This is a genomic window from Asticcacaulis benevestitus DSM 16100 = ATCC BAA-896, from assembly GCF_000376105.1.
GTDB lineage: Bacteria > Pseudomonadota > Alphaproteobacteria > Caulobacterales > Caulobacteraceae > Asticcacaulis > Asticcacaulis benevestitus.
Map to the genome: position 1 here is coordinate 393,699 of NZ_AQWM01000002.1, position 24,667 is coordinate 418,365.

At 59.5% G+C, this 24,667-nt stretch carries 27 protein-coding genes; 9 read left to right on the forward strand and 18 right to left on the reverse strand.

Annotated features, from left to right (window positions below; genetic code table 11):
* Positions 1-5 precede the first annotated feature (5 nt).
* Positions 6-539 (forward strand): lipocalin family protein, encoded by a 534-nt coding sequence (locus tag B060_RS23885; protein WP_018080719.1) that lies wholly within the window; start codon positions 6-8, stop codon positions 537-539.
* Here B060_RS23885 and B060_RS0105280 read toward each other — a convergent pair.
* The 3 genes from B060_RS0105280 to B060_RS0105290 form a co-directional block, all read right to left on the reverse strand.
* Positions 536-949 (reverse strand): hypothetical protein, encoded by a 414-nt coding sequence (locus B060_RS0105280; protein WP_018080720.1) that lies wholly within the window; start codon positions 947-949, stop codon positions 536-538. The two genes, B060_RS23885 and B060_RS0105280, sit on opposite strands and share 4 nt — an antisense overlap.
* A 46-nt stretch (positions 950-995) precedes the next feature.
* The gene (gene xth / locus B060_RS0105285; protein ID WP_018080721.1) at positions 996-1,811 is read right to left on the reverse strand and encodes an exodeoxyribonuclease III; all 816 of its coding nucleotides are present in this window, start codon (positions 1,809-1,811) and stop codon (positions 996-998) included.
* Positions 1,812-2,118: 307 nt separating this feature from the next.
* Positions 2,119-2,793 carry a LolA family protein gene (locus B060_RS0105290; RefSeq protein ID WP_035423209.1) on the reverse strand — a complete coding sequence of 225 codons (675 nt, stop codon included), beginning with the start codon at positions 2,791-2,793 and terminating at the stop codon, positions 2,119-2,121.
* Between the two features lie 224 nt (positions 2,794-3,017).
* Between B060_RS0105290 and galA the strand changes: the two genes are divergently transcribed.
* A complete protein-coding gene (gene galA, locus B060_RS0105295) occupies positions 3,018-5,471 on the forward strand; it encodes a beta-galactosidase GalA (protein WP_018080723.1) in 2,454 nt (817 codons plus the stop codon).
* Here galA and B060_RS0105300 read toward each other — a convergent pair.
* From B060_RS0105300 to B060_RS0105310, 3 genes are all read right to left on the reverse strand, one after another.
* The gene (locus B060_RS0105300; protein ID WP_018080724.1) at positions 5,461-5,829 is read right to left on the reverse strand and encodes a RidA family protein; all 369 of its coding nucleotides are present in this window, start codon (positions 5,827-5,829) and stop codon (positions 5,461-5,463) included. The genes galA and B060_RS0105300 overlap by 11 nt on opposite strands.
* Positions 5,830-5,979: 150 nt before the next feature.
* Complete coding sequence (locus B060_RS0105305) at positions 5,980-8,451, reverse strand: DNA translocase FtsK (protein WP_018080725.1); 2,472 nt, start codon at positions 8,449-8,451, stop codon at positions 5,980-5,982.
* A gap of 60 nt (positions 8,452-8,511) precedes the next feature.
* Complete coding sequence (locus B060_RS0105310; protein WP_018080726.1) at positions 8,512-8,736, reverse strand: hypothetical protein; 225 nt, start codon at positions 8,734-8,736, stop codon at positions 8,512-8,514.
* Between the two features lie 52 nt (positions 8,737-8,788).
* On the opposite strand from B060_RS0105310, the gene B060_RS0105315 reads away from it, so the two are divergent.
* Complete coding sequence (locus B060_RS0105315; protein ID WP_018080727.1) at positions 8,789-10,033, forward strand: UbiH/UbiF/VisC/COQ6 family ubiquinone biosynthesis hydroxylase; 1,245 nt, start codon at positions 8,789-8,791, stop codon at positions 10,031-10,033.
* 99 nt (positions 10,034-10,132) lie between these two features.
* On the opposite strand, the gene B060_RS0105320 is transcribed toward B060_RS0105315, so the two are convergent.
* Complete coding sequence (locus B060_RS0105320; protein ID WP_018080728.1) at positions 10,133-10,348, reverse strand: Trm112 family protein; 216 nt, start codon at positions 10,346-10,348, stop codon at positions 10,133-10,135.
* 98 nt (positions 10,349-10,446) lie between these two features.
* On the reverse strand, positions 10,447-11,322 hold the full coding sequence (gene trxA, locus B060_RS0105325) for a thioredoxin (protein WP_018080729.1): 876 nt from the start codon (positions 11,320-11,322) through the stop codon (positions 10,447-10,449).
* Positions 11,323-11,529: 207 nt separating this feature from the next.
* On the opposite strand from trxA, the gene B060_RS0105330 reads away from it, so the two are divergent.
* On the forward strand, positions 11,530-12,030 hold the full coding sequence (locus B060_RS0105330; RefSeq protein WP_018080730.1) for a YdcF family protein: 501 nt from the start codon (positions 11,530-11,532) through the stop codon (positions 12,028-12,030).
* A 23-nt stretch (positions 12,031-12,053) separates the two neighbouring features.
* Here B060_RS0105330 and B060_RS0105335 read toward each other — a convergent pair whose 3' ends face one another.
* Positions 12,054-12,563, reverse strand: coding sequence for a prolyl-tRNA synthetase associated domain-containing protein (locus tag B060_RS0105335; protein ID WP_018080731.1), 510 nt, complete (start codon positions 12,561-12,563; stop codon positions 12,054-12,056).
* Between the two features lie 43 nt (positions 12,564-12,606).
* On the opposite strand from B060_RS0105335, the gene B060_RS0105340 reads away from it, so the two are divergent.
* Positions 12,607-13,380: a DUF6065 family protein gene (locus tag B060_RS0105340; protein WP_018080732.1), complete on the forward strand. Its 774-nt coding sequence runs from the start codon at positions 12,607-12,609 to the stop codon at positions 13,378-13,380.
* A 55-nt stretch (positions 13,381-13,435) separates the two neighbouring features.
* Here the strand turns inward: B060_RS0105340 and B060_RS0105345 are convergent, their stop codons facing one another.
* The 5 genes from B060_RS0105345 to B060_RS0105365 form a co-directional block, all read right to left on the reverse strand.
* Positions 13,436-13,978 (reverse strand): CC0125/CC1285 family lipoprotein, encoded by a 543-nt coding sequence (locus B060_RS0105345; protein ID WP_018080733.1) that lies wholly within the window; start codon positions 13,976-13,978, stop codon positions 13,436-13,438.
* Between the two features lie 83 nt (positions 13,979-14,061).
* Positions 14,062-14,733 carry a LysE family translocator gene (locus tag B060_RS0105350; protein WP_018080734.1) on the reverse strand — a complete coding sequence of 224 codons (672 nt, stop codon included), beginning with the start codon at positions 14,731-14,733 and terminating at the stop codon, positions 14,062-14,064.
* 18 nt (positions 14,734-14,751) lie between these two features.
* A complete protein-coding gene (locus B060_RS0105355; protein WP_018080735.1) occupies positions 14,752-15,549 on the reverse strand; it encodes a metallophosphoesterase family protein in 798 nt (265 codons plus the stop codon).
* On the reverse strand, positions 15,546-16,358 hold the full coding sequence (locus B060_RS0105360) for a phosphatase PAP2 family protein (protein ID WP_018080736.1): 813 nt from the start codon (positions 16,356-16,358) through the stop codon (positions 15,546-15,548). The genes B060_RS0105355 and B060_RS0105360 overlap by 4 nt, the downstream gene beginning before the upstream one ends.
* Positions 16,359-16,360: 2 nt before the next feature.
* On the reverse strand, positions 16,361-17,275 hold the full coding sequence (locus B060_RS0105365; RefSeq protein ID WP_018080737.1) for a diacylglycerol/lipid kinase family protein: 915 nt from the start codon (positions 17,273-17,275) through the stop codon (positions 16,361-16,363).
* A gap of 59 nt (positions 17,276-17,334) precedes the next feature.
* Here B060_RS0105365 and B060_RS0105370 point away from each other — a divergent pair, with 59 nt between their 5' ends.
* On the forward strand, positions 17,335-17,661 hold the full coding sequence (locus tag B060_RS0105370) for a type II toxin-antitoxin system ParD family antitoxin (protein ID WP_018080738.1): 327 nt from the start codon (positions 17,335-17,337) through the stop codon (positions 17,659-17,661).
* Positions 17,601-17,981, forward strand: coding sequence for a type II toxin-antitoxin system RelE/ParE family toxin (locus B060_RS0105375; RefSeq protein WP_201768094.1), 381 nt, complete (start codon positions 17,601-17,603; stop codon positions 17,979-17,981). The genes B060_RS0105370 and B060_RS0105375 overlap by 61 nt, the downstream gene beginning before the upstream one ends.
* 122 nt (positions 17,982-18,103) lie before the next feature.
* Here the strand turns inward: B060_RS0105375 and B060_RS0105380 are convergent, their stop codons facing one another.
* Complete coding sequence (locus B060_RS0105380) at positions 18,104-19,342, reverse strand: argininosuccinate synthase (RefSeq protein WP_018080740.1); 1,239 nt, start codon at positions 19,340-19,342, stop codon at positions 18,104-18,106.
* 159 nt (positions 19,343-19,501) lie between these two features.
* Positions 19,502-20,191 (reverse strand): orotidine-5'-phosphate decarboxylase, encoded by a 690-nt coding sequence (pyrF, locus tag B060_RS0105385; protein ID WP_035423212.1) that lies wholly within the window; start codon positions 20,189-20,191, stop codon positions 19,502-19,504.
* Between the two features lie 88 nt (positions 20,192-20,279).
* Between pyrF and B060_RS0105390 the strand changes: the two genes are divergently transcribed.
* Entirely contained in the window at positions 20,280-21,011 is a 732-nt protein-coding gene (locus B060_RS0105390; RefSeq protein WP_018080742.1) for a MarC family protein, read from the forward strand.
* A gap of 6 nt (positions 21,012-21,017) precedes the next feature.
* On the opposite strand, the gene B060_RS0105395 is transcribed toward B060_RS0105390, so the two are convergent.
* Positions 21,018-21,815 (reverse strand): SDR family NAD(P)-dependent oxidoreductase, encoded by a 798-nt coding sequence (locus B060_RS0105395; protein WP_018080743.1) that lies wholly within the window; start codon positions 21,813-21,815, stop codon positions 21,018-21,020.
* A gap of 142 nt (positions 21,816-21,957) precedes the next feature.
* Entirely contained in the window at positions 21,958-22,404 is a 447-nt protein-coding gene (locus B060_RS0105400; RefSeq protein ID WP_026172618.1) for an Rrf2 family transcriptional regulator, read from the reverse strand.
* A gap of 182 nt (positions 22,405-22,586) precedes the next feature.
* Between B060_RS0105400 and B060_RS0105405 the strand changes: the two genes are divergently transcribed.
* Positions 22,587-24,614, forward strand: coding sequence for a potassium transporter Kup (locus B060_RS0105405; RefSeq protein ID WP_018080745.1), 2,028 nt, complete (start codon positions 22,587-22,589; stop codon positions 24,612-24,614).
* Positions 24,615-24,667: the final 53 nt, after the last annotated feature.

Consider the following 24,667-nt stretch of genomic DNA (forward strand, 5'->3'; position numbering starts at 1 on the left):
TCATTATGCCGCTCAGAAAATCTCTTGCCGCCTGCGCCGTTGCGGCTATCGCGCTTTCCGCCTGTGCCACCCTGCCGACGGGCGAGGCCGCGCCCAAAACGGCTCAGGTTTCGATGGAACATTACTCCGGCACCTGGCTGGAGATTGCCCGCCGGCCAATGTGGCTGACCGATGGCTGCGTCGCCGGCTACACCACCTATGCGCCGGGTCAAAAACCGGGTGAAATCGCGGTCGAGGACGGCTGCCACAAGGATACGCCCACGGGTAAGCTGAAGACGATCAAGGGACTCGGCGTGCTGACCGACGCCAATGGCGCCAAGGCGAAGCTCGAAGTACACTACCCTTTCTTCATTACCTGGAACTACTGGGTGCTGTATGAGGCGCCGGACCATAGCTGGTTTATCAGCGCCGATCCGGCCATGAAGAACCTGTGGATCTATAGCCGCTCGGTGCCTTCCGCAGATGCGCGCGCCGTCATGGTCGCCAAGGCAAAAGAGCTGGGTTACGACACCAGCAAGCTGGAATTCCCGGCTTTTTAGGCGTCGGCTTCCGTGTCGGCGTACCAGACGAACCAGATGGCGTCTTCGATCTTGCCGCCGGCGGCCAGAAGGCGCTCGACGGGTTCCGGAAAAGCTTCCTTGATCTCGCGGGCGAAATTGAACTCCGCCTTGAGCAGTTGCAGATCCTGCAAGGCCACATTGGCGGCCATTTCCACCTGTGCCTCCCACGGTAGCATGGGAGGGATCAACTGGCAGGCATCGATCTGCACCCAGTCGCATTCGCCGATGGCATCTTCCGTGCGGATCTGAAGCTGACCGCCGATATTGCGCAGGCCCTGCGCGCGGGCGGCTTCGATCACTTCGGGCAGATCGCCGATGCGCCAGGCGTATTCGTCATGACGGACATCAGCCTTGGCCAATATTTCGGGAGGTAAAAGCGCTTCAGACATAGATTTTCTCAGATGACTTGTGGGTGCAGAGACTTGTCCCTGCGTCTTATATCTCAAACCTTACCTGTATCGGCGCGTGATCGGAAGGGCGTTCCCACTCGCGCACCCTGTCATGGATTTCGGCGACAATATCGCCTTGCACCATTTCCATCAGGCCGGGATTGAGCAGGATATGATCGAGGCGCAGGCCGCGGTTGCTCTTGCGGAAATCGGCCGCGCGATAGCTCCACCAGGTGAAGACCTTCTCCGGATCGGGATAGCTGACGCGGAACGGATCGTGCAGTTCGCCGGCGGCGATGAAATTGCCGAAGGTTTCGATCTCGATCGGGGTATGGCTGACCACTTTCAGCATCTGGCGATGGCTCCAGACGTCGAATTCACCCGGTGCGATGTTGAGATCACCGCAGATCAGCAGCGGCTTGTCCTTGCCGCGCTGGATCAGAGTTTCGGTCAGGCGTTCATAGAAGGTCAGCTTGTGATCGAACTTGTCATTGCCTTCGCGGTCGGGGAAATCGCCGCCGGCCGGGATGTAGAAATTCCAGATTTCTGCACTTTCTCCGTTTTCTGTGGCTATCTTGATGGCCTGAGCGCGGGCTTCGCCGCGACGACAGAATGACGGGGTGCCGAGCGCTTCAAACGGGATTCGGGAGACCAGAGCGACGCCATGCCAGCCTTTTTGGCCGGCGATCTGGATATGTGTGTAACCAAGCGCCTCAAAGGCTTCGCGCGGAAACTCATGCTCCTGGCATTTGATTTCCTGCATGCACATAATGTCGACGTCATTGTCTTTCAGGAACTGTTCGATCTGGGGCAGGCGCAGGCGAACGGAATTGACGTTCCACGAGACAAGACTAAGGCGCATATAGGGGTATACTCTCAAGTGACTCCAATGCTGTAAGGCATTGGCAAGTGCGACTGCACGCCCGAGCCGATGCGAGGAGGCCCCCGCCGCTTGAGCGAAACAAAATCAAAAAAAACCGATCCGCGCTGACGGACCGGTTTAAAGATTTGGCACATAACACGAAGAGAAAAAAGGGAAAACGCACGCCCGAAAAGGATCGGGCCCAAGGTGTAAACCCTGTGTACAGAGATTATTCCGCCGTCTCATCTCCATGTGTGAAAAATAACACGATCACAAAAAAACGACAAGAGAAAAAGTTAAACCTGCGTTATTTTTTTACCTGAGGCTTATTCAGCACAAATAAATCGGGTTTTAGCGCCGAATCACGAGCAAATGTGGCCAACCTGACGGTGGTGGCACGATTTTGCATGTCGGTAATCGTCCATTCGCGCAGGATGACATCGCCATTCGGTGCCTGATCGAAGCCAAGCGTGACCGAGCCTTCTGCCGATTTGCGGCGATCGCGCGCTTTCAGCGTGAAGCCGGTGGCGTTGGAACTGACGGCGGTGACGACCACGCCCTGATCGAAGCGGATATGTTGTGCCAGGAAAAGCGAAAGTGGGGTTTCGTTCAAAGGATAGCGATCGAAGCTTTGCAGACGCGGGTCCCACATATTGACGTTTCTGCCATCGGAGACGAGCAGTAGCGATGACGGGGCGTCATATTCAAAGCGCATCTTGCCAGGGCGGGCGATATACCAGTTGCCCTGCGTCTTGCGACCCTTGAAATCAGTCTGCTCGAAACGGCCCTTGCCGGTGCGCAGACCTTCGAGAAAATCGGTGGCCTTCTTGATGCGCGCCTTATCGGCCGGATTAAAGCTGGGCGGCGTGATCAGGCCGCTGAACTGGTTCTTGCCGCTTTCGGCGAAGCCGGAGGTGGCGGAAAGGGCGAGGCCGGTCGTGGCCAAACCCAGCAGGAAGGTGCGTTTGTTGAGATCGTTCATAGCCTTACCCATAAATCCAATAATCATAAAAAGCCAATGTCTTGAAACATCACAGGCTGACGACATTTTTACGGCCTGCATAAGCAAAAGCCCTGCAAGCTGTATTACGACCTTGCGACTGAACCCGGTGTGAATGCGGCTGTTAGACCCAAATCGTATACTTTATGCTTGTGTAGCGTGCGAAACCGGCTTTTACTATCGACATAACATTTAAGGAGAGCATCTTGGCCCAGTTAAATCGTCGTCATCTGTTGCAGGGCACTGCGGTTCTGGGAGCGGGGCTGGCGCTTCGTCCCGATATGTCGGCGGCCATGCGTGTCGCTGACGATCTGGCGCCTCGCCAGCGCATCCTGTTCGATCATGACTGGAAATTCGCCTTTGGCCATGCCTTCGATATCGCGCGCGATTTCGGTTTTGGTGGCTTTCAATCGACCTTCGCCAAGCAGGGCCTGTCCGGCGTCACCGCCGCGGAAGCCGATTACGACGACAGCACCTGGCGCGCGGTCGATCTGCCACATGACTGGGCGGTCGAGCTGCCCTTCGTCAATAACGACACCTATAGCCTGCCGGCGCCGGATAAGCGCCGTGAGTATGAAGAGGACGAGGCCGCCGCCCATGGCTACAAGCCGGTGGGTCGCAAGTTTCCCGAAACCAGTGTCGGCTGGTATCGGAAGGTGCTCAAGCTGGAAAAAGGCGATGAGCTGAAGCGCCTGACCCTGGAATTCGGCGGCGTGTTCCGCAATTCGACCGTCTTTCTCAACGGCTATATCCTGAACCAGCATGAGAGCGGCTATACGCCCTTCGAGGTCGATATCAGCAACTTCATCAATACCGACGACAAGCCTAATATCCTGCTGGTGCGGGTTGATGCATCCTTGGGTGAGGGCTGGTTCTATGAAGGCGCCGGCATCTATCGCCATGTCTGGCTGGTCAAGACCGCCCGCACCTACGTGCCGCAGTGGGGCACCTATATCAAATCGGATATATCCGGCGCGGTCGATATAGAAACGCGCATCGTCAACGCGACCGACGCCGACAAGACGGTCACCCTGCTCTCCACGATCAGCGATGGCGACGGCAAGGCTGTAGGGCGGCTGGAAATGCCGGTAGTGCTGGCGGCGCAAGCCGAGGCCACGGTCAACCAGACGACCAAACTCACCGAACCGCGTCTGTGGGGGCTGAAAGACCCGCACCTCTACAGCGTCCGCAGCGAGATTATCGAGGCCGGGGCGGTGGTGGATGTCTTCGCCAGCACCTTTGGCGTGCGCGAGGTGGTGTTCAAGGTTGATGGCTTCTTCCTCAATGGCGAGGCGATGAAGATCAAGGGCACCAACAATCACCAGGATCATGCCGGCGTTGGCTCGGCCATACCCGATGGTTTGCAGATCTGGCGGCTGCAGCAACTGAAAGAGATGGGCTCGAACGCCTATCGCGCCTCGCACAATCCGGCGACCAGCGAACTGCTCGAAGCCTGCGATCGGTTGGGCATACTGGTGCTGGACGAGACGCGCCTGATGACCTCGACCCCGGAAGGGCTGGGGCAACTGGAAACCCTGATCCGCCGCGGCCGCAATCACCCCTCCATCATCCTGTGGTCGATCGGCAATGAAGAACCGCAGCAGGGTACGCCGCGCGGCGCCAAGATCGCGCGCGACATGGTACGGCTGGTCAAGCGCCTCGACCCGACGCGCAAGGTGACGGCCGCCATGAACAATGGTCAGGGCTACGGCATCACCGCCTCGCTCGATGTGCTGGGCGTCAATTATTATGTGACACGTTTGGGGCCGGTGCGCGAAAAATACCCGAACCTGCCGGTGGTGGGCACGGAAACCGCTTCGACGCTGACGACGCGTGGCGAATATGAACGCTCGGAAAGCAAGCTCTATGTGCCGGCCTATGATGTGACCGCGCCGAAATGGGGCCATACCGCCGAAAACTGGTGGCCGCTCTATAATGCCACGCCCAACCTGCTGGGTGGCTTTGTCTGGACCGGGTTTGATTATCGCGGGGAACCGACACCGTTCAACTGGTGGCCGTCGGTGACCTCGCATTTCGGCATCATGGACCTGTGCGGCTTCCCGAAAGACAATTTCTGGTACTATCAGGCCTGGTGGTCGGATAAGCCGGTGCTGCACCTCTTCCCGCACTGGAACTGGGAGTCGGGTAAGGATGTCGCGGTCTGGGTCCACTCGAATTGCGAGGCGGTCGAGCTGTTCGTCAATGGCAAGTCGGTCGGCCGCAAGGATGTGGTGAAGGATCTGCACCTGGAATGGACGGTGCCGTATCAGCCCGGCAAGATCACGGCCTATGGCTATAAGGGCGGTAAGGTGGTCATGAAGGCCGAACGCAAGACGGCTGGCGCGCCGGCGCGTGTGGTCCTGACCTCTGAGCGTGTGCAGGATATCGTCATGCTGAAGGCGGAGGTGTTCGACAAGGACGGCGTGGCCGTGCCGAAGGCCGATAACCTGATCTTCTTCGATGTTGAAGGCCCGGCTGAGGTCATTGGGGTTGGCAACGGTAACCCGACCAGCCACGAACCGGACAAGGCGCTTTACCGCAAGACCTTCAATGGCTTAGCGCAGGCGATCGTGCAGATGAAGCGCGGTGGCTCGGGCACGGTGACCATCACCGCGCGTTCGGAAGGCCTAGCGTCTAGCAAGGTGACGCTTAAAGTTTAGCGATACACTCGATTTCGACGGTGGCCTCCAGCGCCAGAGCGGCCGCGCCGAAGGTGGTGCAGGCCGGCAGGGGGCTGCCGTCGAAATAGGTGGCGAACAGGGTGTCGAAACGCTCACGCATATTCATGTCGGTCAGAATGACCTTGACCGAAACGAGCGCGCTTAACGGACGGTCGAAACGCGCCAGTGACGCCGTGACGTTGGTCATCATCTGATGGACCTCGGCATCGAACCCTTGCGCCAGATGGCCATCGTCATCGTCGCCGATATGACCGGACAGATAGATCAGGCCATCCAGAATGACCGCCTCGGAAAAGGCGGCATCGAAGGGATAGGGGTGATAAGTCGGTGGGGTCATGGGTCTGCACTGCTTTGAAATGGTTTTGCCCCCTCCGTCAGCGACACCAGCCCTTCGGGCTTCGCGCTGCCACCTCCCCCGCTTTGCAGGGGAGGAACAGATGCGCCAACGCACGCTGTAACGATTCCGGGTGCAGGGTCCGCGACCCTGCTAGTGGCCGGGGGGCGGGCCGACGAGGATATCGCGCTTGCCGACATGGTTGGCGGGGCCGACCACGCCTTCCATTTCCATCTTTTCCATCAGCGAGGCGGCGCGGTTATAGCCGATCTGCAGCTTGCGCTGAATGTAGGAGGTGGAGGCCTTGCGATCGAAGGTGACGAAATAGACGGCCTTGTCGTAGAGGTCGTCGCCGGAGCCGCCGCCTTCCCCTGCGCCGCCTTCGGAGCCGCTCTCTTCATCGCCACCATAGGTGACGTCTTCGAGATATTGCGGACTGCCCTGATCGCGCAGATATTGTGCCACGGCTTCGACCTCTTCGTCCGAGACGAACGGACCGTGCAGCCGGGTGATGCGGCCACCGCCGGCCATATAGAGCATATCGCCCTGACCGAGGAGTTGTTCGGCACCCTGCTCACCCAGGATGGTGCGCGAGTCGATCTTTGAGGTGACCTGGAAGGAAATACGGGTCGGGAAGTTGGCCTTGATCGTGCCGGTGATGACATCCACCGAAGGACGCTGAGTGGCCATGATCAGGTGGATGCCGGCGGCGCGGGCCATCTGGGCCAGACGCTGCACGGCGCCTTCGATATCCTTGCCGGCCACCATCATCAGATCGGCCACTTCGTCGATGATGACGACGATATAGGGCATGGGCTCGGGCACCATTTCGTCGAACTCGTAGATCGGCTGGCCGGTTTCATCGAAGCCGGTTTGGACCTTGCGGACGAAATTCTTGCCCTCGGCGGCGGTGGCGCGGGCGCGTTCGTTGAAATTGCTGATGTTACGCACGCCGACCTTGGACATGCGGCGATAGCGGTCTTCCATCTCCTTGACGGTCCACTTGAGCGCCACCACGGCCTTTTTCGGATCGGTGACGACCGGCGCCAGCAGGTGCGGAATGCCGTCATAAACGGAAAGTTCCAGCATCTTCGGGTCGATCATGATGAACTTGCACTGTTCCGGATCGAGGCGATACAGGATCGACAGGATCATGGCGTTGACGCCGACCGACTTACCCGAACCGGTGGTGCCGGCGATGAGCAGGTGTGGCATCTTGGCCAGATCGGTAACGTAAGGATCGCCGCCGATGGTTTCGCCCAGTACCATGGGCAGGGAGTGACCAGCCTTTTCAAATTCGGCCGAGGCCAGCATGTCGCGCAGATAAACGGTTTCGCGCACCTGGTTGGGCAGTTCGATACCGATGGCGTTGCGGCCCTGCACGATCGAGACGCGGCAGGAGCGGGCGGACATGTTACGGGCGATGTCGTCGGCCAGGGCGACGACCCGCGCGCCCTTGACGCCGGCGGCCGGGGCCAGTTCGTAGAGGGTGACGACGGGGCCGGGGCGGATCTGGTCGATCACGCCGCGCACGCCGAATTCGGCCAGTACGCTTTCCAGCATACGGGCGTTTTGGCGCAAGCTATCTTCATCGAAGCTGTGGTTGCGCGGCTTGGGCTTGGCCAGGATCGACAGTTCGGGCAGGCGGAAATTGCTCGGACGCAGGAATTCGAACACCGGCTGTCTTTCGGCTTCGGCGCGGGCGGAAGGCTTTATAGGTTTTATATCGGAAACCGGGGTTTCGATCATATCGGCGAAATCGGGGTCTTCGTAGGGGCCCATCTCGTCTTCGAGCGGGGGCAGGGCGCCGGTGCGGGCGGTATTGGGCGAAATGCGCGGACCCGAACCGATGGCGGGCGTCATCGGTTCCGGCTGTTCGTCGAAGGCATCTTCATCGACAAAGGTTTTCAGCTTCGGGGCGCGCTTTTCCTTGACCTTGCTGACCACGACTTCGCTGACGCCGGTGGCGACGCGGCTGGCGCCGACGGAGGCCACGGCCTTGTGGGTGAGGTGACCTAGCAGGCTGGAGAGGTGCAGATAGTGGCCCATATTGAGGCTGAGCGCCTTGTTGAAGCCGAGCAGGGCGAGGCCGGCAAAGATCAGGCTGGAAATGATGTCAGAGCCGGGCAGGCGCATGAAATCGAACACGGATTTCAGCATGTTGTGGACGCCGGAACCCCAGAAACCGCCAAAGCTCTGCGCCAGAACCTTGTCTTCCGAGGTCATGATCGGCGCGATGGCGGCGCTCAGGGACAGCACAAACAGTATGGCCCACAGGGCATGGAGGCGCAACTTGACGCGCGTCTGGTCGGGATCGGGATGGAAGGTGCGCAACAGGCCGAAATAGATCATCAAGGCCGCCGCGGGCCAGGCGGCGAGGCCCAGAGACTGACTGCCGATATCGGCCATGACCGCGCCGAAGGAGCCCAGCGCATTATGGATTTCGCCATGGCTGACCGTATTGAAGCTAGGGTCTTCTGGATGATAGGTCGCCAGCGCTATGAAGCCGGCAAAGCCGGTCAGCGTCACAAATGCGCCGCGCAGCCGGGCCATCAGCGGCGACTGCCAGATGGCGCGCATGTGGCTGTCGAAGGCGGTCCAAAGGGTCATGGTCAGGCTGGACATGGGTACTTAGATCAGGTCTCGTAAGGTTTCGCGTAGCCCTGCTAAATGCCATGAAAAGGGTTAAGAGCTGTTTACGATGTTTTGGCGGGGTGCGAAAAAAGCAAGAAACCCCACCACCATTTTCTCCGCGAACTTCGTTTCGCTGCGCTCATCGTCCCGATCCCAAAAATCAAAGATTTTCAGGGAGGTATAAGAAAGTGCTTTTTGTACCTCCCCGACTTGTCGGGGAGGGGGACCGACGCGCCCTTGCGCGTTGGTGGTGGGGTTTCTTGCTTTCTTGCCCAACCGCGTCACCTGACCGCATTGCGCTTTAAGCGCGCCCCGCTATGATGGCGGCATGAAAACCTATGATGTGATAATCGTTGGCGCTGGCATGGCCGGCATGACCCTGGCCCTGGCCCTGACATCGGGCGGTCTTGAGGTCGCGCTGGTGGAAAAACAGCCGTTCAACGACATGCTCGATGTGTCGTTCGATGGCCGCGCCTCGGCGATTGCCTATGCCTGTTTCCGCCAGTGGAAAGCGCTTGGCGTTGGCGATGTGCTGGAGCCGTTATCGTGCCGCATGGACGAGATTTTCGTCACCGACGGCCATCTGCCGGGCGCAGCCGCACCAACGCCCCTGCCGTTTTTCCTGCATTTCGCCGCCGGTGAAATCTCCGACCGTTCGGACGATGAACCGCTGGGCTACATGGTGGAGAACCGTCAGATGCGCAAAGCGCTCTACGAGGCGATTCAGGCCCGTGGTATTCGCCTGATCACGCCCGTCTCCCTGGTGGATCATCGGGAAGATGGTGTCTTCGCCGAGATCGACCTGAGCACGGGCGAAACTCTGAAAGCTTCGCTGATCGTTTCCGCCGAGGGTCGTAAATCGTCTTTGCGCGAAAAGGCCGGCATCAAATACATCAACTGGGATTACGAGCAGAGCGCCGTCGTCTGCACGGTGCAGATGGATCGCCCGCACAACCACGTCGCCTACGAGCATTTCCTGCCGACCGGGCCATTCGCCATCCTGCCGCTGAATGATAACAGGGCCTGCATCGTGTGGTCGGAAACCCATGCCAAAGCCAAGGCGCTGATGCAGGTCGATGACGCCCTGTTCTTCGATCATCTGCTGGCGCGTTTTGGCGAATTCCTCGGTGATATCAGTCTGGTCGGCGGCAAATTCATCTATCCGCTGGGCCTTGGTCTGGCCGAAGAGATGCACAAGGGGCGCCTGGCTCTGCTGGGCGATTCCGCTCATGGCATCCACCCGATCGCCGGACAGGGGCTTAATCTCGGCCTCAAGGATGTGGCGGCGCTGGCCGAAGTTCTGATCGAGGCGGCGCGTCTGGGTGAGGATATCGGCACCGATCTGGTGCTGGAGCGTTATGCCAAGTGGCGACGCTTCGATAATGTCAGCACATCGGTGGTGATGGATGGTTTCGTGCGGCTGTTTTCCAACGGCAATCCGTTGCTGCGCGCGGTGCGTGGCGTCGGCATCGGCCTGTTCAACCGCGTGCCGGCTCTGCGCAAGTTCGTGATGGAAGACGCTGGTGCGGCGACCGGTGATTTGCCGAAGTTGCTGCGGGGCGAGTTGGTTTAAGACAAAGGGCCACAGGCCCTTTGATCCCGTAACATGTCTTTTATTTTCAAAGAATAGGTTTGGGGGTCAAGGGTCACTGACCCCTTGTCTTACGCCGCTTTACCCCTTCGTCGGCTCGAACTTGCGCGCCTGATCGACCAGCATGATCGGTACGCCGGAGCGAACCGGATAGGCAAGACCGGCGGTGGGGCTGATCAGTTCCTGCGCGGCCTTGTCATAGGTCAGGGGGCGGCGTGTCACCGGACAGACCAGCGCTTCCAGCAGGCGCGGATCAACCTCAAGCTCATTTTTCGCGTAGGTTTCGATATCGGTCATTTTTAACTCCTATTCCAAAGTCTCATGATTTTCATGAGACTTGGCAAGGGCGACTGCCCGCCGTGCACGTTTGCGCGTAAGCCATGCGGCGTTTGAGCTCAAGAAAAAAGCAAAGAGGACAGGCGGCGGCGGCCGGCCTTGGTTAGTTCGGAGGCCGATCCCAGCGCCGTGAAGATCTTGAAAAGATAGGTGCGGGCGGCCTGCTCGTTCCACTCCGGCTCGTACTTGACGATTTCGAGCAGGGTGTTGATGGCTTCGGCGGTTTCGCCCTGCGCGGCCAGCGCACGGCCGAGATCATAGAGCGCGTCGAAATCACGGCCATTGGCGGCGACCCTGGCGCGCAGGCCGGCAAGGTCGGTGGGGGCGCCTTCGGTCAGTTCGAGGGCGGCGCGTAAGGACAGGATATCGGCGTCTTTGGTATCAGCATAGGCCTGATCGAGGATGGCCTTGGCATGATCGGGCTGTTGCAGTTTCAGGTAGATCCGCGCCATACCGGCAATGGCTTTTACGCTTTCCGGGTCTTGCTCAAGGATGAAGGCGTAGGCCTCCATGGCGCTCGGCATATCGCCATCGGCCACGGATTGCGCGGCCAGCGCCAGAGTCTCGTCGATGGTCGGCGCACCGGCCTCACCGCCGCCCAGCTTGTCGATAAAGGCGCGCAGGTCGGTTTCCGACTTGGCGCCCATGAAGGCATCGACCGGACGGCCGCCGACAAAGGCATAGACGGTGGGGATGGACTGGATGCGCAGTTGCGCGGCGATGGCCTGGTTCTGGTCGACATCGATCTTGACCAGTTTCACCGCGCCCTTTTTCTCGCCGATCACCTTCTCCAGCGCCGGTGTGAGCTGACGGCAGGGGCCGCACCACGGTGCCCAGAAATCGACGATGACCGGATGGGTCATCGAGGCTTCGATAACGTCGGCCATGAAGGTCGCTTCGGAACCGTCGGTGATATTGGGGTCGGTGCTGGGCATGGGTGTACCTGTCTTTTTCGTGCGTCTGGCTTAACCCAGATGGGGCGCTGGTTCAATCGAGTCAAGGAAAGGTTGACCCATAGATTTCGTGTCTTTTCGTGTTTTTCGTGCTTACTTGAGGCGAATACGTCGTTGGGGGCCGTCATGAAGCAATGGATGCGATGGATTGTTAGCATAGTAGTCGGTGTAATTGTGCTGTGCGCGAGCTTGATCGTCGCAGATGGTCTGACCGATGATATTCACCGTAGCGACGTTGCGGTGGTACTGGGATCGAAGGTCAACCCGAACGGAACGCCTTCGCCTCGCCTCCAGGCTCGGCTTGGCCGGGCGTTGGAACTCTATAAAAACGGCTGGACGCCCCGTATCCTGGTCAGCGGCGGCACGGGCGTGGAAGGCGTGCCTGAGGGCACGGCGATGAAGCGCTGGCTGGTCTCTCAAGGCGTCCCGGAAACCGCCATCATTGTGGATGACCAGGGCGTCGACACCCGGGCCACAGCCCGCAATACAGCCGTCTTGATGCGCGCTCATAATCTGCACAGCGCCATCGTGGTCAGTCAGTATTTTCATATCTCGCGGACGAAACTGGCCTTCGCGCAGGAAGGTCTGACAGGCGTTGGCTCTGCCCATCCCGACTATTTCGAAGCCCGCGATCTTTACTCTATCGCCCGCGAGGTTCCGGGATATGTAGGTTACCTGGCGCAGAGATAACGGCGATTCGTGTGTGAACCTTCTTACTTCAATACTGCAAAATCCACGATCACCAGATCACGGTCCAGCGAGGCGATAAACCTGCGGAAATCCGTTTGGCTAAGCGAAGTCGTCGCCGTATTGGTCAGGGGGTGGAAGTTGACGATATCGGCATCGGCCAGGGCCTTATCGAGGATAAAGCGCACGTCTTTCTCGGGATCATTGATCAGGCCAAGCGCCGTCACCGAGCCCGGCCGGACGCCCAGCGCGTTATAAAGGCGCTCTTCCGAACCGAAGCTCAAGCGGCCCGATCCGATCACCTTTGGCAGGGTTTTCAGGTTGATCGTCGTCGATTGTTCAGCCGAGATCAGCCAGAGCTGGCCCTTGTCGTCCTTGAGGAATAGATTCTTGGTGTGTGCGCCGGGTAAGCCTGCCTTGATGTCATCGCCCTCGCCAACGCGAAAGACGGCCTCATGATGCAGGGTGCTTGTTTTCAGGCCCAAATCATTTAAGGCTTCGAGCAGTTTTTCAGGTGTGCAGAGGCTTTCGGTCATAGGAAAGGCTTTAGCGCAAACTTTTTTACGATGGAACTGCCAGATGGAACTTGAGTGCTTTGTCATGACCACCTATCCGCCGGAAATCGTGCCAGGCAGGCCCGATCGCGACTGGATGGACGCGTTTCAGGCGCGCTTCCCCTATCGCTGCCTGCCGCTGACCATGGCCAACACCACCGGCTGGGAAATCCTGTGCCCGACCGATTTCACCGTCATCTGGAACGGCGGCGTCGGCAAGAACGATCTGGTTATCAGTTGCGATGCCGATCCGGACTATAATCTCGAACATCTGGTGTCGTCACACTTTACCCACGGTGTGCTGACCTTCCACACCGGTTATATGTTCCGCACACCGCCGGGCTTCGCGGTGCTGGCGTCGGGCGCGCCTAATCACGTCAAGGATGGCATCGCGCCCCTGACAGGGCTGGTCGAGACCGACTGGCTTCCGTTCCCGTTCACGATGAACTGGCTTATGACCCGTCCCGGCATGATCAGCTTCAAAAAGGGGGAGCCCTTCTGTTTCATTCAGGTGGTTGAGCACAAGAAGCAGGACAACATCCAGCCAGTGATCAAGTCGCTGGAAAGCGATCCCGATTTCAAGAACCAGTTCGATGCCTGGGCCAAGCAGCGCAATGAGTTCAACGAAAGCCTCGTGCGCCGTGATCCGGATGCGGTGAAAGAAGCCTGGCAGAAGTTTTACTTCAAGGGCGAGAAGCCGGACCCGACCGGCCAGGTGGTCGAGAAGGTCGAGGACCATATCAATCGCCGCCGGCTGAAGGCGCCGAAGCTTATGAAATCAAAAATGACCAGCAGGTAACAAAAAGCCCTCCCCGACAATCAGGGAGGGCTTTTTTATAGTCAAAGCGTGCCGGTTACTGGCGCGCTGCCGGGCGGACAATGCGCGGGCCCAGGCTGGACTGGATGGAACGCGCGTCATAGGCCTTTGGATTGCCTTCGGGCTTCGGACCCTTGTGCAGCAGGATTTCGGCGGTGGCCTCGTAACGGTTATATTCAACCGTATCCGTGCCCCAGTCAGCGCCCCAGGCACCCCAGCGACTCCAGCGGTTGCGGCTGTAATAACGCCAGGAGAAGCTATCCATGAAGGGATCGCCATAGGTGGCGGTGCGTGTCTTTTCGTCGGTGCTGCGGTTGACGATCTCGAACCAGTCGTAGCCGGCGTCAAGCGTCAGTTCGGAGGCGCGGAACAGCAGATAATCCTCCACCGTCTCGCGGCGCGTCATATCGTTGCCGGCGAAGCTCAGGCGGTAACGATCCTGCTCAAGGCGGGTCTCGGAATAGCCGCGCTGGGCGCTGGGCGCTGCTGTGGCCAGCGCGGGTTGATAGGGGGTTGGCGTCGAGCAGGCCGACAGGGCCGTCAGCGCGACCGCGGCCACCAAGGCAAGTTTCAGGTTCATGATCGGGACTCCCCACATATGTCAGACTTTGCAAACAGTATTAACCCGCAAGAGTGAGCCGTCAATGTGGCATATCAAGGGCATTACATATGCAGCAGATCGCTTACCGAATGCCAGACGATGACCGTGGCGATTCCCAGCAGGACAAGGCTTACAGCGATATCGAAACGCTGCTTGTTTTTCGGCTCGCTCAAAAGGTGCGACAGGGTGACGGCGCCCAGGCCGTAGCTGATCATGGCGATGACATCCATGCTGATCGCTGTGGCTGCGAGGACCATCATCTGCGGCGGCATCGGCCGGTCCATATCGATGAACGGCGGCAGCACGGCGCTGAAAAACAGGGTGACTTTCGGGTTGAGCAGTTGCACCATGAAGCCGTCGCGAAACGCATGCCAGATGGGGCTGTTGGCATCGGCTGGCTTGCTGAGGGAGAAGTTGACCGTTTCGTTGCGGATATCGAGGGCCGAGATCAGCGATTTCACGCTGATCCAGCCCAGGTACAGCCCGCCGGCGCTGGCGATGAGGCGGAAGAGTAGGGGGGCGGCCAGCATCACCACCTGCAATCCGAAGGCCGCAGCGATAAACCAGATCAGTGTGGCCAGGTTCAGACCGAGGACACCGAGCAGAACGCGGCGATGTGATTTCGTCAGCCCGACGCGCACACAGAACATGATGGCTGGCCCCGGCGACAGCGCCATCAGGAACATGGCCACCAGGAAGGCATAGTATTTGTTGAGGTCGACAAGGGCTGACATGCGCCGGCCATATCATAATTATGCCGGATCGACAGCCTTGGTGTGCGTCAGGGCTTCAAAAATCATGAAGGCGCCGTTGTCGTAGCGCAGCATGTCGATCCGCACGCTGGTTTCGGTGAAATGCAGCATGTTGAAACCCTGCGGCTGGCGGCGGATGCGCGTTGACATGGCGGTGGAGGCGCTGACGAACAGGGTCATGTGGTCCTCCTCCATGACACATTCCTGGCGGGTCTCGATATAGGCGTGATGCTGGTGGCCGGCCAGCACGATATCGATCTGCGTCTCGGCGATCGTTTTCAGCAGTTCGGCCGAGTTGAACACGGTGATATCGAGCGGGAATTCTTTCGGACTCATCAGCGGGTGGTGCAGCACGAACAGACGCCAGGGCGCCGACGAAACTGCGAAGCTTTCCTCGACCTGGCGGCACTGACGGGCGCTGACCGAGCCATTGGCCCAGTTCCAGTGCGGCAGGATGCGGCGCGCCGTATTGATGCCCTTGATATGGACCAGCGGAGTGGCCAGTTCCGGATTGAGGTCTTCGGTCAGGAAACGTTTGTAACGGCCGAACGGATTGATGAAGCGCGTCAGGTCCATGCCGGGCAGGTCATGGTTGCCGGGCACCATGAAGACCGGCATGGGGAAGCGCGCAAAGAAGGCCTGCGCCTGGGCGAATTCGGCATCGGTCGAGGACTGGGTGATGTCACCGCTGGCGATGACCAGATCGACCTCGGCGTCGAGGATGTGGGCCAACAGGATATCGCAGACCGTCTGATCGTGTGCGCCAAAATGCAGGTCGGAAATATGGGCGATTTTCATGAGGCGCCTCCCGGGGCATAGCGCAGGACATCGGCGCCATGGTGAAGGAGAATATTCAGTCCGCCAACCACGAGCAGGGTTATGCCTGCGACGGCGAGAAGTTTATAGGGTTCGATCGGTTCGGCCGGCCGCCACATGTAGAAAAGGCCGAGCAGGGCCAGCCACGCCGAGCCGAAGGCCAGTCCTCCGGCGACATCGGACAACCAGTGGGCGCCGACATAGAGACGCGAAAAGGCGATCAGCCCGACGAAGAGAATGGCACCGGCGAAGATCGGCAGGCGGGTCTTGAGCGGCAGGCTGCGGGCGATGATCATGATGAGAAAGCCATAGAGCACGGCATTGGTGGTCGAATGACCGCTGGGGAAGGAGAAAACGCTGACGCCATCATAGTGCAGATCGCCGGGGCGGGCGCGTCTCATCGCCAGCTTGATCGCCGAATTGATCGCCGAGCCGCCGCCTATCGCCATCACCCAGTAGAGCAGGGTATGCCAGGCGCGCTCACGCACCAGCCAAAGCCCAACGGTCACGGCCACGCCGATCACCACCGGCGTATCACCAAGTTCGGTAATCCCGATCATGAGGTGATCGAGCCAGGGTGTGCGCAGGGCTTGCAGGGTGGCGTAGGTGGCGGTATCGGCCCATACCAGAGGGTCGCCCCACACCATGTCCTCGATCACCTCGAAAAACAGCCAGGCGGCAAAAATCAGAATGAAGCCGAATACCAGCAGGGCGCGCCATTCCTGCAAGAAGGGTTCCGGTAAGCGGCGCAGGCGCGCGTCGATCCATGGGTGTAGCCTGCGTGTCGGCATGATCAGCTCTGCGCCGGGGTTGCCGGAAGCAGGAGCTTGACGAACTTCTGTTTCAGGCTGAAGCGCAGCGGTTCGGTCAGTTCCATCACCTCGCCATCGATCGAGACGACGTCGTGGCGTTGTTTGGTTTTTACCGTAACGCGCTTTCCGGTCATCTCGTTGAGGTCGGGGTCTTTCAGCCAGTTGCCGACCAGAAGGCGGGTGAGGAAGCGCAGGCGCGACATGTGGGTGAGGGTTTCCGGCGCATAGACCGCTAGCTCGCCGCCGGTCAGGTTGGCGCGCTTAAAATTGCTCTGGGTCCAGATCGAGCTTTCGGCAAAGCGGTTGATCGAAACGACCAGGGCCGGTGAGCGCAGGTGCATCTTCTGGCCGTCGATTTTCAGCGACAGGCGCTTGTTTTGGTTCTTTTCAAGGTTCTGCACCACAAACAGGAACATGCGCGGAATGAGCAGGAGATCGTTTTGCTGGCGGTTTTCCTCACGATAGACCGAGGCTTCGGGCATGGTGCCGATGCTGGCGCAGCACAGGAAGATTTCGCCATTGACGAAGCCGGCATCCATCACACTGGGCTGCGCACCCGCGGCATAGGCCGAAAGCGCCTGTTGCAGGGTGGTGAGACCGAGATCGTGAGCCAGCAGGTTCATGGTGCCAAACGGCAGTATGCCGAAGGGCTTGCCGTGGCTGGACATATATTTCGCGGTTTCCCGAATGGTGCCATCGCCGCCGCCGATCAACAGGGGGGTGTTCTGTTTCGACAGGCGCGCCAGATTGTCCTGCATGTCCTCGGGCGCGGAGAAGCACAGTTCCGCGACACCGATACCGCTGTGGGTGATGGCGCTTTCAATGGCCGGCTGCCCCATATTGAGCACCGTGCCAGACTTGCCGTTGATAAGAATATTGAACACTTGATCTGTCATGCCGCCGCATTCCTTGTATCTGAGCCGTTATAGAGCAAAGCGCGGTGCAAAGATTCAATATGGCTAAGATCAACACATGGCATTTTTTGCCATTTTATGCCATAAGGTTTCAAATGGAGCCTGACATGCAGACGATGAATATTTCTCTTCCTGATCCTTTGAAACAATTCGTTGACGGCCAGGTGGCGGAAGGCCGCTACAGCAGCGTCAGTGAATATATGCGCGAATTGATCCGGGCGGATGAAAAGCGCAAGGCAGAAACCCGGCTTGAAACGCTTTTGCTTGAAGGCCTGCAATCGGAAGAGAGTGAGCTTACGGCCTCTGATTGGTCATCGATCAGAAAAGAGGCCATGTCCTTGCTGGCGGCGAAACAAGCAAAAAGCTGATGGGCGTGGTGCGCAAACGCGAAGCCGCGCGCCGCGATCTGGTGGCGCATTTCGTTTATCTGGCGGAAGAAGCCGGCTTGGATACCGCCGACGGCTTTCTTAAAAGCGCAGAGTCGACATTTACCGATCTTTCGCTTCAGCCTTATTCCGGGACGTTGGTTGTTTCATCACTTCCGGAACTACAAGGCATTCGGCGATGGCGTGTCCGCGATTTTGAAAACTGGCTGATCTTTTATTTGCCAACGCAGAATGGTGTTTCCATTATACGCGTCCTTCATGCGACGCAGGATTGGTGGTCGCTTTTGTCAGTCACCGATTAACGTATGGGGCGTGGGGTCTGTGACCCCACAAACCTTACCTTATTCCAAAGAAAAACCCGGTCCAGAAGACCGGGCTTTCTTTGGAAAGAGAGAAGACTTGGGGCCGCAGGCCCCAAACCCCATTACTTGCTGCGCTGATCGCGCTTCGCCGCCACGCGCAGGCGCAGGGCGTTGAGCTTGATAAAGCCCGCCGCATCGCGGTGATCGTAAGCCACCTTGCCTTCTTCGAACGTGACAAGATCCTGATCGTACAGCGAATAGGGGCTTTCGCGGCCGGTGATCGTGACATTGCCCTTGTAGAGCTTGATGGTGACGCGGCCGGTGACCTTGTCCTGGCTGTAGTCGATTGCGGCCTGCAGCATGTTGCGCTCCGGCGAGAACCAGAAGCCGTTATAGACCAGCGAGGCATATTTCGGCATCAGCTCGTCCTTCAGGTGCATGGCGCCGCGATCGAGCGTGATCGACTCGATGCCGCGGTGCGCCGCCAGCAGGATGGTGCCGCCGGGGGTCTCGTAGACGCCGCGCGACTTCATGCCGACGAAGCGGTTCTCGACCAGATCGAGACGACCGACGCCATTATCATGGCCCAGTTCGTTCAGCTTGGTCAGGATGGTGGCCGGCGACATGGCCACGCCATTGATCGCCACCGGATCGCCACGCTCGAAATCCATGGTGAAGACGGTCGGGGTGTCGGGCGCAGCTTCGGGCGAAATCGTGCGCTGATAAACGAATTCCGGCGCTTCGACGGCCGGATCTTCCAGCACCTTGCCCTCGGACGACGAGTGCAGCAGGTTGGCGTCGACCGAGAAGGGCGCATCGCCGCGCTTGTCCTTGGCGATCTGGATCTGGTGCTTTTCAGCGAAATCGAGCAGGGCTTCGCGGCTCTTGAAATCCCATTCGCGCCACGGGGCGATGACATTGATGTCGGGCTCAAGGCCATAGTAGCCCAGTTCGAAACGGACCTGATCATTGCCCTTGCCGGTGGCGCCGTGGCTGACGGCATCGGCGCCGACCTGACGGGCGATTTCGATCTGGCGCTTGGCGATCAGCGGACGGGCGATCGAGGTGCCAAGCAGGTACTGACCTTCATAGACCGTGTTGGCGCGGAACATCGGGAAGACGTAGTCTTTCACGAACTCTTCGCGCACGTCTTCGATGAAGATGTTCTCAGGCTTGACGCCGGCGGCCAGCGCCTTGGCGCGCGCCGGTTCGATCTCGCCGCCTTGGCCCAGGTCGGCGGTGAAGGTGACCACTTCCGCATTGTACTCGGTCTGGAGCCACTTGAGGATAATCGAGGTGTCGAGACCGCCGGAATAGGCGAGGACGACTTTCTTGACGGGCTTTTCAGACGAAGCGGACATGGTGAGCTGACCTTAAGTTAGAATTTACGGGCGCTTTAGGGTTTACGCCAGAACTATGCAAGTCTTATGTAAGTCATTTTTTAGCTCAGTTGCCGCATGGCTCGCCGCAAAAGCGGCGGCGGGCGGTCGCCCTTGCCAAAATGACCTGCCATTTTGGGACTAAATATTCTGAATGGCGGCCAGAATAGCCTGCGTGGCGGCGACCGGATCGGCGACGCGGGTGATCGGACGGCCCACCACCACATGCGAGGCGCCGTTGCGGAAAGCGTCTTCCGGCGTGGCGATGCGCTGCTGGTCATCGACCGAAGCCCCGACCGGACGTACGCCCGGCGTCACGATCAGGAAATCAGCCGGCACACGGGCGCGGATCATGGCCGCTTCGTGCGGCGAGGCGACCACGCCATCCATGCCACAGGCCACGGCCTGATCGACCCGCCGCAGCACCAGATCGGCCAGCGGCACGCCATAGCCCATCTCGTCGAGATCGTCCTGCGTCAGGCTGGTCATGACGGTGACGCCGATGATTTTCGTGTTGGGATTGGAGCGGCCCTTGATCGCGGCCTTCATGACCTGCGGTTCGGCATGCACCGTCAGCAGATCGCAGGCGCCGGAAGAGGCTGCCTTGGCCGCACCTTCGACCTGGGCGCCGATATCGTGCAGTTTCCAGTCCTGAAAGACCTGCTTGCCTTGCGCTGCCAGCTCTTCACACAGACGCAAACCACCCTGAGCCAAAAGGGTCAGGCCGATCTTGTAGTAGCTGACGCTGTCGCCAAGGGTTGTCACCAGGGCGCGCGCTGAGGCGAGGTCGGGTTCATCAAGGGCGACGATCAGGCGGGGATCGGCTTTCAGCATGCTACACATCTCTGCAAGGGGTTGCGATTAAGGGCGAATTGCTGTGTGGTGGCTTTCATTCGCTTGATACGTTCTGGGCCAGCCAATGACTCTCATTGAGTTCTACGTCAACTTTTTCATTACGCTTTTTGCCCTGATCGATCCGATCGGCAATGTGCCCATTTTTGCGGCCGCCACCCAGAGCCAGAGCGTGCGCTCGCGCCGGTTGCTCAGTATCTATATCGCCATCTTCACGGCGATCATCCTGACCCTGTTCTTCTTCGCCGGCCTCAGCATCCTGAAATTTTTCGGCATTTCGATGGATTCCTTCCGTATCGCCGGCGGGCTAATCCTGTTCCTGATGGGGCTCGATATGGCGCGCGGCGATTTTCTGGAGACCTTCAGCCATGCCGAGGAGGTCAAGAGCGGGGGGGATGCGGCCACTGGCGTCCAGCCGCTCGGTCACCGCGAGAGCGCCAAGAAATCGTTTGAAAAGCTGGTGGTGCCGTTCGCCTTTCCGCTGATGGTTGGCCCCGGCACGATCTCCACCGCCGTCATTCAGGCCGATGTGGCGGCCAAGATGGGCATCTGGGGCACGGTCGCCGGTGTAGCAGCGATCTTCACCACGAGCGCCGCGGTTCTGGTCACCCTGTTGTTTTCCAACACGATTTCACGGGTTTTCGGCCGTGTCGGCATGGTGGTGGTGGTGCGGGTGCTGGGCCTGATCCTGTGTGCCCTGTCGGTGCAGATCATCATTTCGTCGGTGAGCGAGATCACGCACAATCTGATCCTGCCGAGCGCCGCCCATCCGTATGAGAGCACCACGCATCATCGCTAGATCAGATTACCGATGGATCTTGCGCAACTGACCTGACGCCAGTTCCATCGTCCAGTCGCCGGGCACGATATTAAGCAGGGCGGCCACGGCTTTATTTGGTGCGCCGGGCACGCAGCACGGGCGGTTGGCCTCGGCGGCGACATAGCCCTCACGCGCCACCTCGTCGGCGCCCATCCACCACCATTCGGGAATGGCCTTAGAGAGCTTGGAACGCGTGCCGACCACGTCGTGAAATTCCGAATAGGTCCAGCCGGGGCAAAGCGCGCTGACGTGGACGCCGTGATCGCGCACCTCCAGATGCAGGCTCTGCGAGAAGCGCGTCAGGAACGTCTTGATCGGGCCATAAAGCGTGTCGCCCGGCGAGGCCGGCAGGAAGCCCGCAAGCGAGGCGACATTGATGATGCGGCCAAATTTCTGCTCGATCATGCCGGGCAGGAAGCGGTGCGTCAGCTCCATCGGCGCCATCATCATGACCTGCATGAAGGCCTTGTGCTGTTCCAGGCTGTTAGCGACGAAGCCACCCGGCTGGCCGTAGCCGGCATTGTTGACCAGTCCATCGACATTGCGGCCAAGCGCCAGAAGGCTCTTTTGCAAGTCTTCCGGCGCATTGGCTTCGGCCAGATCGGCGGGCAGGGCATGGGCTTCGACGCCGAAACGCAGGCGAATTTCCTCGGCCAGTTTTTCCAGACGATCGGCGCGGCGGGCGGTCAGGGCCACGTCCCACCCGTGTGAGGCATAGGCGCGGGCGAAGGCCAGGCCAATGCCCGAGGAAGCTCCGGTGATCAGGACAAGACGGCGGGACAAGTCGTTACCTCAGTTAGATAAACAAGCGGAAGCGAACACGAGAGCCGCTGAAAATGCAAGTAAATTCCAAGTCTTCAGACTTGGCAAGCGCGACCACGCGCCGCGCCCGTTAGCGCGAGCCTTAACCGGCAGACGATTCTTTCTAAACCGCGTATTCAACCGGCAGATCAGCCGTATGCTTGAGCAGATCGGCCACGGTATAGGTGGAAAGGCTCTTGGCTGCAGCGATATTGGCCGCCATCATCGCCTCATTGACCGCCTTGGGAATGGCCTGGCTGATCGGACAGCCTTCGGCGCCCAGTGGCGCGGAGCCGAGGTGCGCGCAGCCATTGACGGCCTTCAAGATTTCATCGAGCTTGATGTGTTCGGGCTTTTTCAGCAGCCATGCCCCGCCGGAAACGCCCGAGCAGGTGGCCAGCAGACCGGCCTTGGCCAGTTGCGTGGTCATGCGGCGGATAACGACCGGATTGGTGGGGATGGAGGCGGCGAGCACAGACGAAGATACCGCCTGTTCACGAGAATAGGCGTTGCGGTGGGCGAGGTAGGCCAGCGTGTGGGCGGCCACGGGAAATCTTTGACTATCTGACATTTGCGCTACTTTGATACGACAATTCCGGCCATCTTCATAGGGGGTTTCGCCCATACCCCGACGAGGCCGCAAGAATCCTGATTGAATATGGCTATAAATGGGCGTAAGAGCGCCGAGTTCAAGCGAGGGCCTCCCAAAGTGACTTTGTGTCATCTGCCATTGGCGCCTTCAGGAGAGTATGCATGATCGGGGATACCCCTTCTGAGACGCCGGCCTCCCCGCCGGGCTCGGACACGACCAGCGCGCCCCAAAGTGGCGCGGCTCAAGACACCTCCACATCGTCACCTAACGTTAACCCTGCGGACCCGCATGCGTCCGAAGCCGAAGCTGTGTCGAGCCATGGCCACGGCAAGGAAGGCTTCGTGGCGCTGGCCGTAGGTTCCGTCGGCGTGGTGTTCGGCGACATCGGCACAAGCCCGCTTTACGCCATGCGCGAAGCCCTGTTCCACACCCGCGAAGGCACCAATGCCGAACTGGCGATCAAGGGCGTGATCTCGCTGGTCTTCTGGGCCCTGGTCATGATCGTGACCGTCAAATACGTGCTGTTCCTGATGCGCGCCGATAATAAGGGCGAAGGCGGTACCCTGGCCCTGATGGCGCTGGCGCAAAAAGCGCTTGGCAAATATTCCCCGACCGTCTTCTTTCTCGGCATCTGTGGCGCGGCGCTCTTTTATGGCGATGGCATCATCACCCCGGCCGTTTCGGTGCTGGGCGCCGTCGAAGGCCTGAAGGACGCGCCGGGAATCGGCAGCAATGTCCATCACCTGATCGTGCCGATTTCCGCCGTCATCCTGATTGCCCTGTTTATGGTGCAATCCAAAGGCACGGCCAAGGTGGCGAAATTCTTCGGCCCTATCACGGTGCTATGGTTCCTGACCTTGGGCGGGCTTGGCCTTTATCATATCTTCGATCAGCCAGGCATTATGGTGGCCCTGATGCCGCAATACGGCATCGAGTTCCTGATCGCCAACGGCTTTACCGGCTTCGTCATCCTGGGCTCGGTCTTTCTCGCCGTCACCGGCGCCGAGGCGCTCTATGCCGATATGGGCCATTTCGGCAAGAAGCCGATCCAGTATGCGTGGCTGTTCTTCGTCCTGCCCTGTCTGACGCTCAACTATCTCGGTCAGGGCGCGCTCACCCTGGCCGATCCGTCGGCGCGCGAAAATCCGTTCTGGCGGATGGTGCCCGATATCGCCTACTGGCCGATTTTCCTGCTGGCGACCTGCGCCACGGTCATCGCCAGCCAGGCCGTCATCACCGGCGCGTTTTCAATGACGCAGCAGGCGGTTCAGCTTGGCCTTCTGCCGCGCATCGATATCAAGCGTACCTCGGAAACGCAGGCCGGCCAGATCTTCGTGCCCCAGATCAACACCATGCTGATGGTCGGCGTGCTGGTCCTGCTGTTCGTCTTCCGCTCGACCGACCGCCTGACCTCGATGTATGGCATCGCCGTCACCGGCGCCATGCTGGTCGATACGCTGCTGGCCTATGTCTTCCTGCGCCATGTCTGGAAGTGGAAGCGCTGGCAGGCCTGGGCCATGCTGGTGCCGCTCGGCGCGCTCGATCTGATCTTCTTCGGCTCCAACCTGCTCAAGATTCCGCAGGGCGCCTGGCTGCCGCTCACCCTTGGCGCCATGCTCGTCCTGATCATGCTGACCTGGGCCACCGGCACTCGCACCCTGACCGAAAAATCGCGCCGTGACAGCGTCGCTCTGCTCGATCTGGTCGATATGCTGAAAAAGCGCCCGCCGCACCGCGTCGCCGGCACCGCCATCTTCCTGACCTCCGACGCTGAGTCCGCGCCCGTCGCCCTGATGCACAATCTCAAGCACAACAAGGTTTTGCATGAGAAGAACATCATCCTGACTGTGAGGACGATCGGCGTGCCGCGCGTGCCGGAAGACAAGCGCGTCACCATCGAGCTGATCAACGAGGACTTCAAGAAGGTGACGCTGCACTATGGCTTCATGGAAAGCCCGAACCTGCCGCGCGCTCTGGGCCTGTGCCGCAAGCTCGGCCTCAAGTTCGACATCATGGCCACCAGCTTCTTCCTCGGCAAACGCAATGTCGTTCCGTCGGCCAATTCGGGTATGCCGCTGTGGCAGGACAAGCTGTTCATTTTCCTGATGAAAAACGCCGCCAACCCGACCGAATTCTTCCATATCCCGCCGGGACGTGTGGTCGAACTGGGGACTCAGGTGACGGTGTAAGGGGCTATGGCTTAAATCTATACAAAATCTATACACGCGGGCGCGTCTTCGAT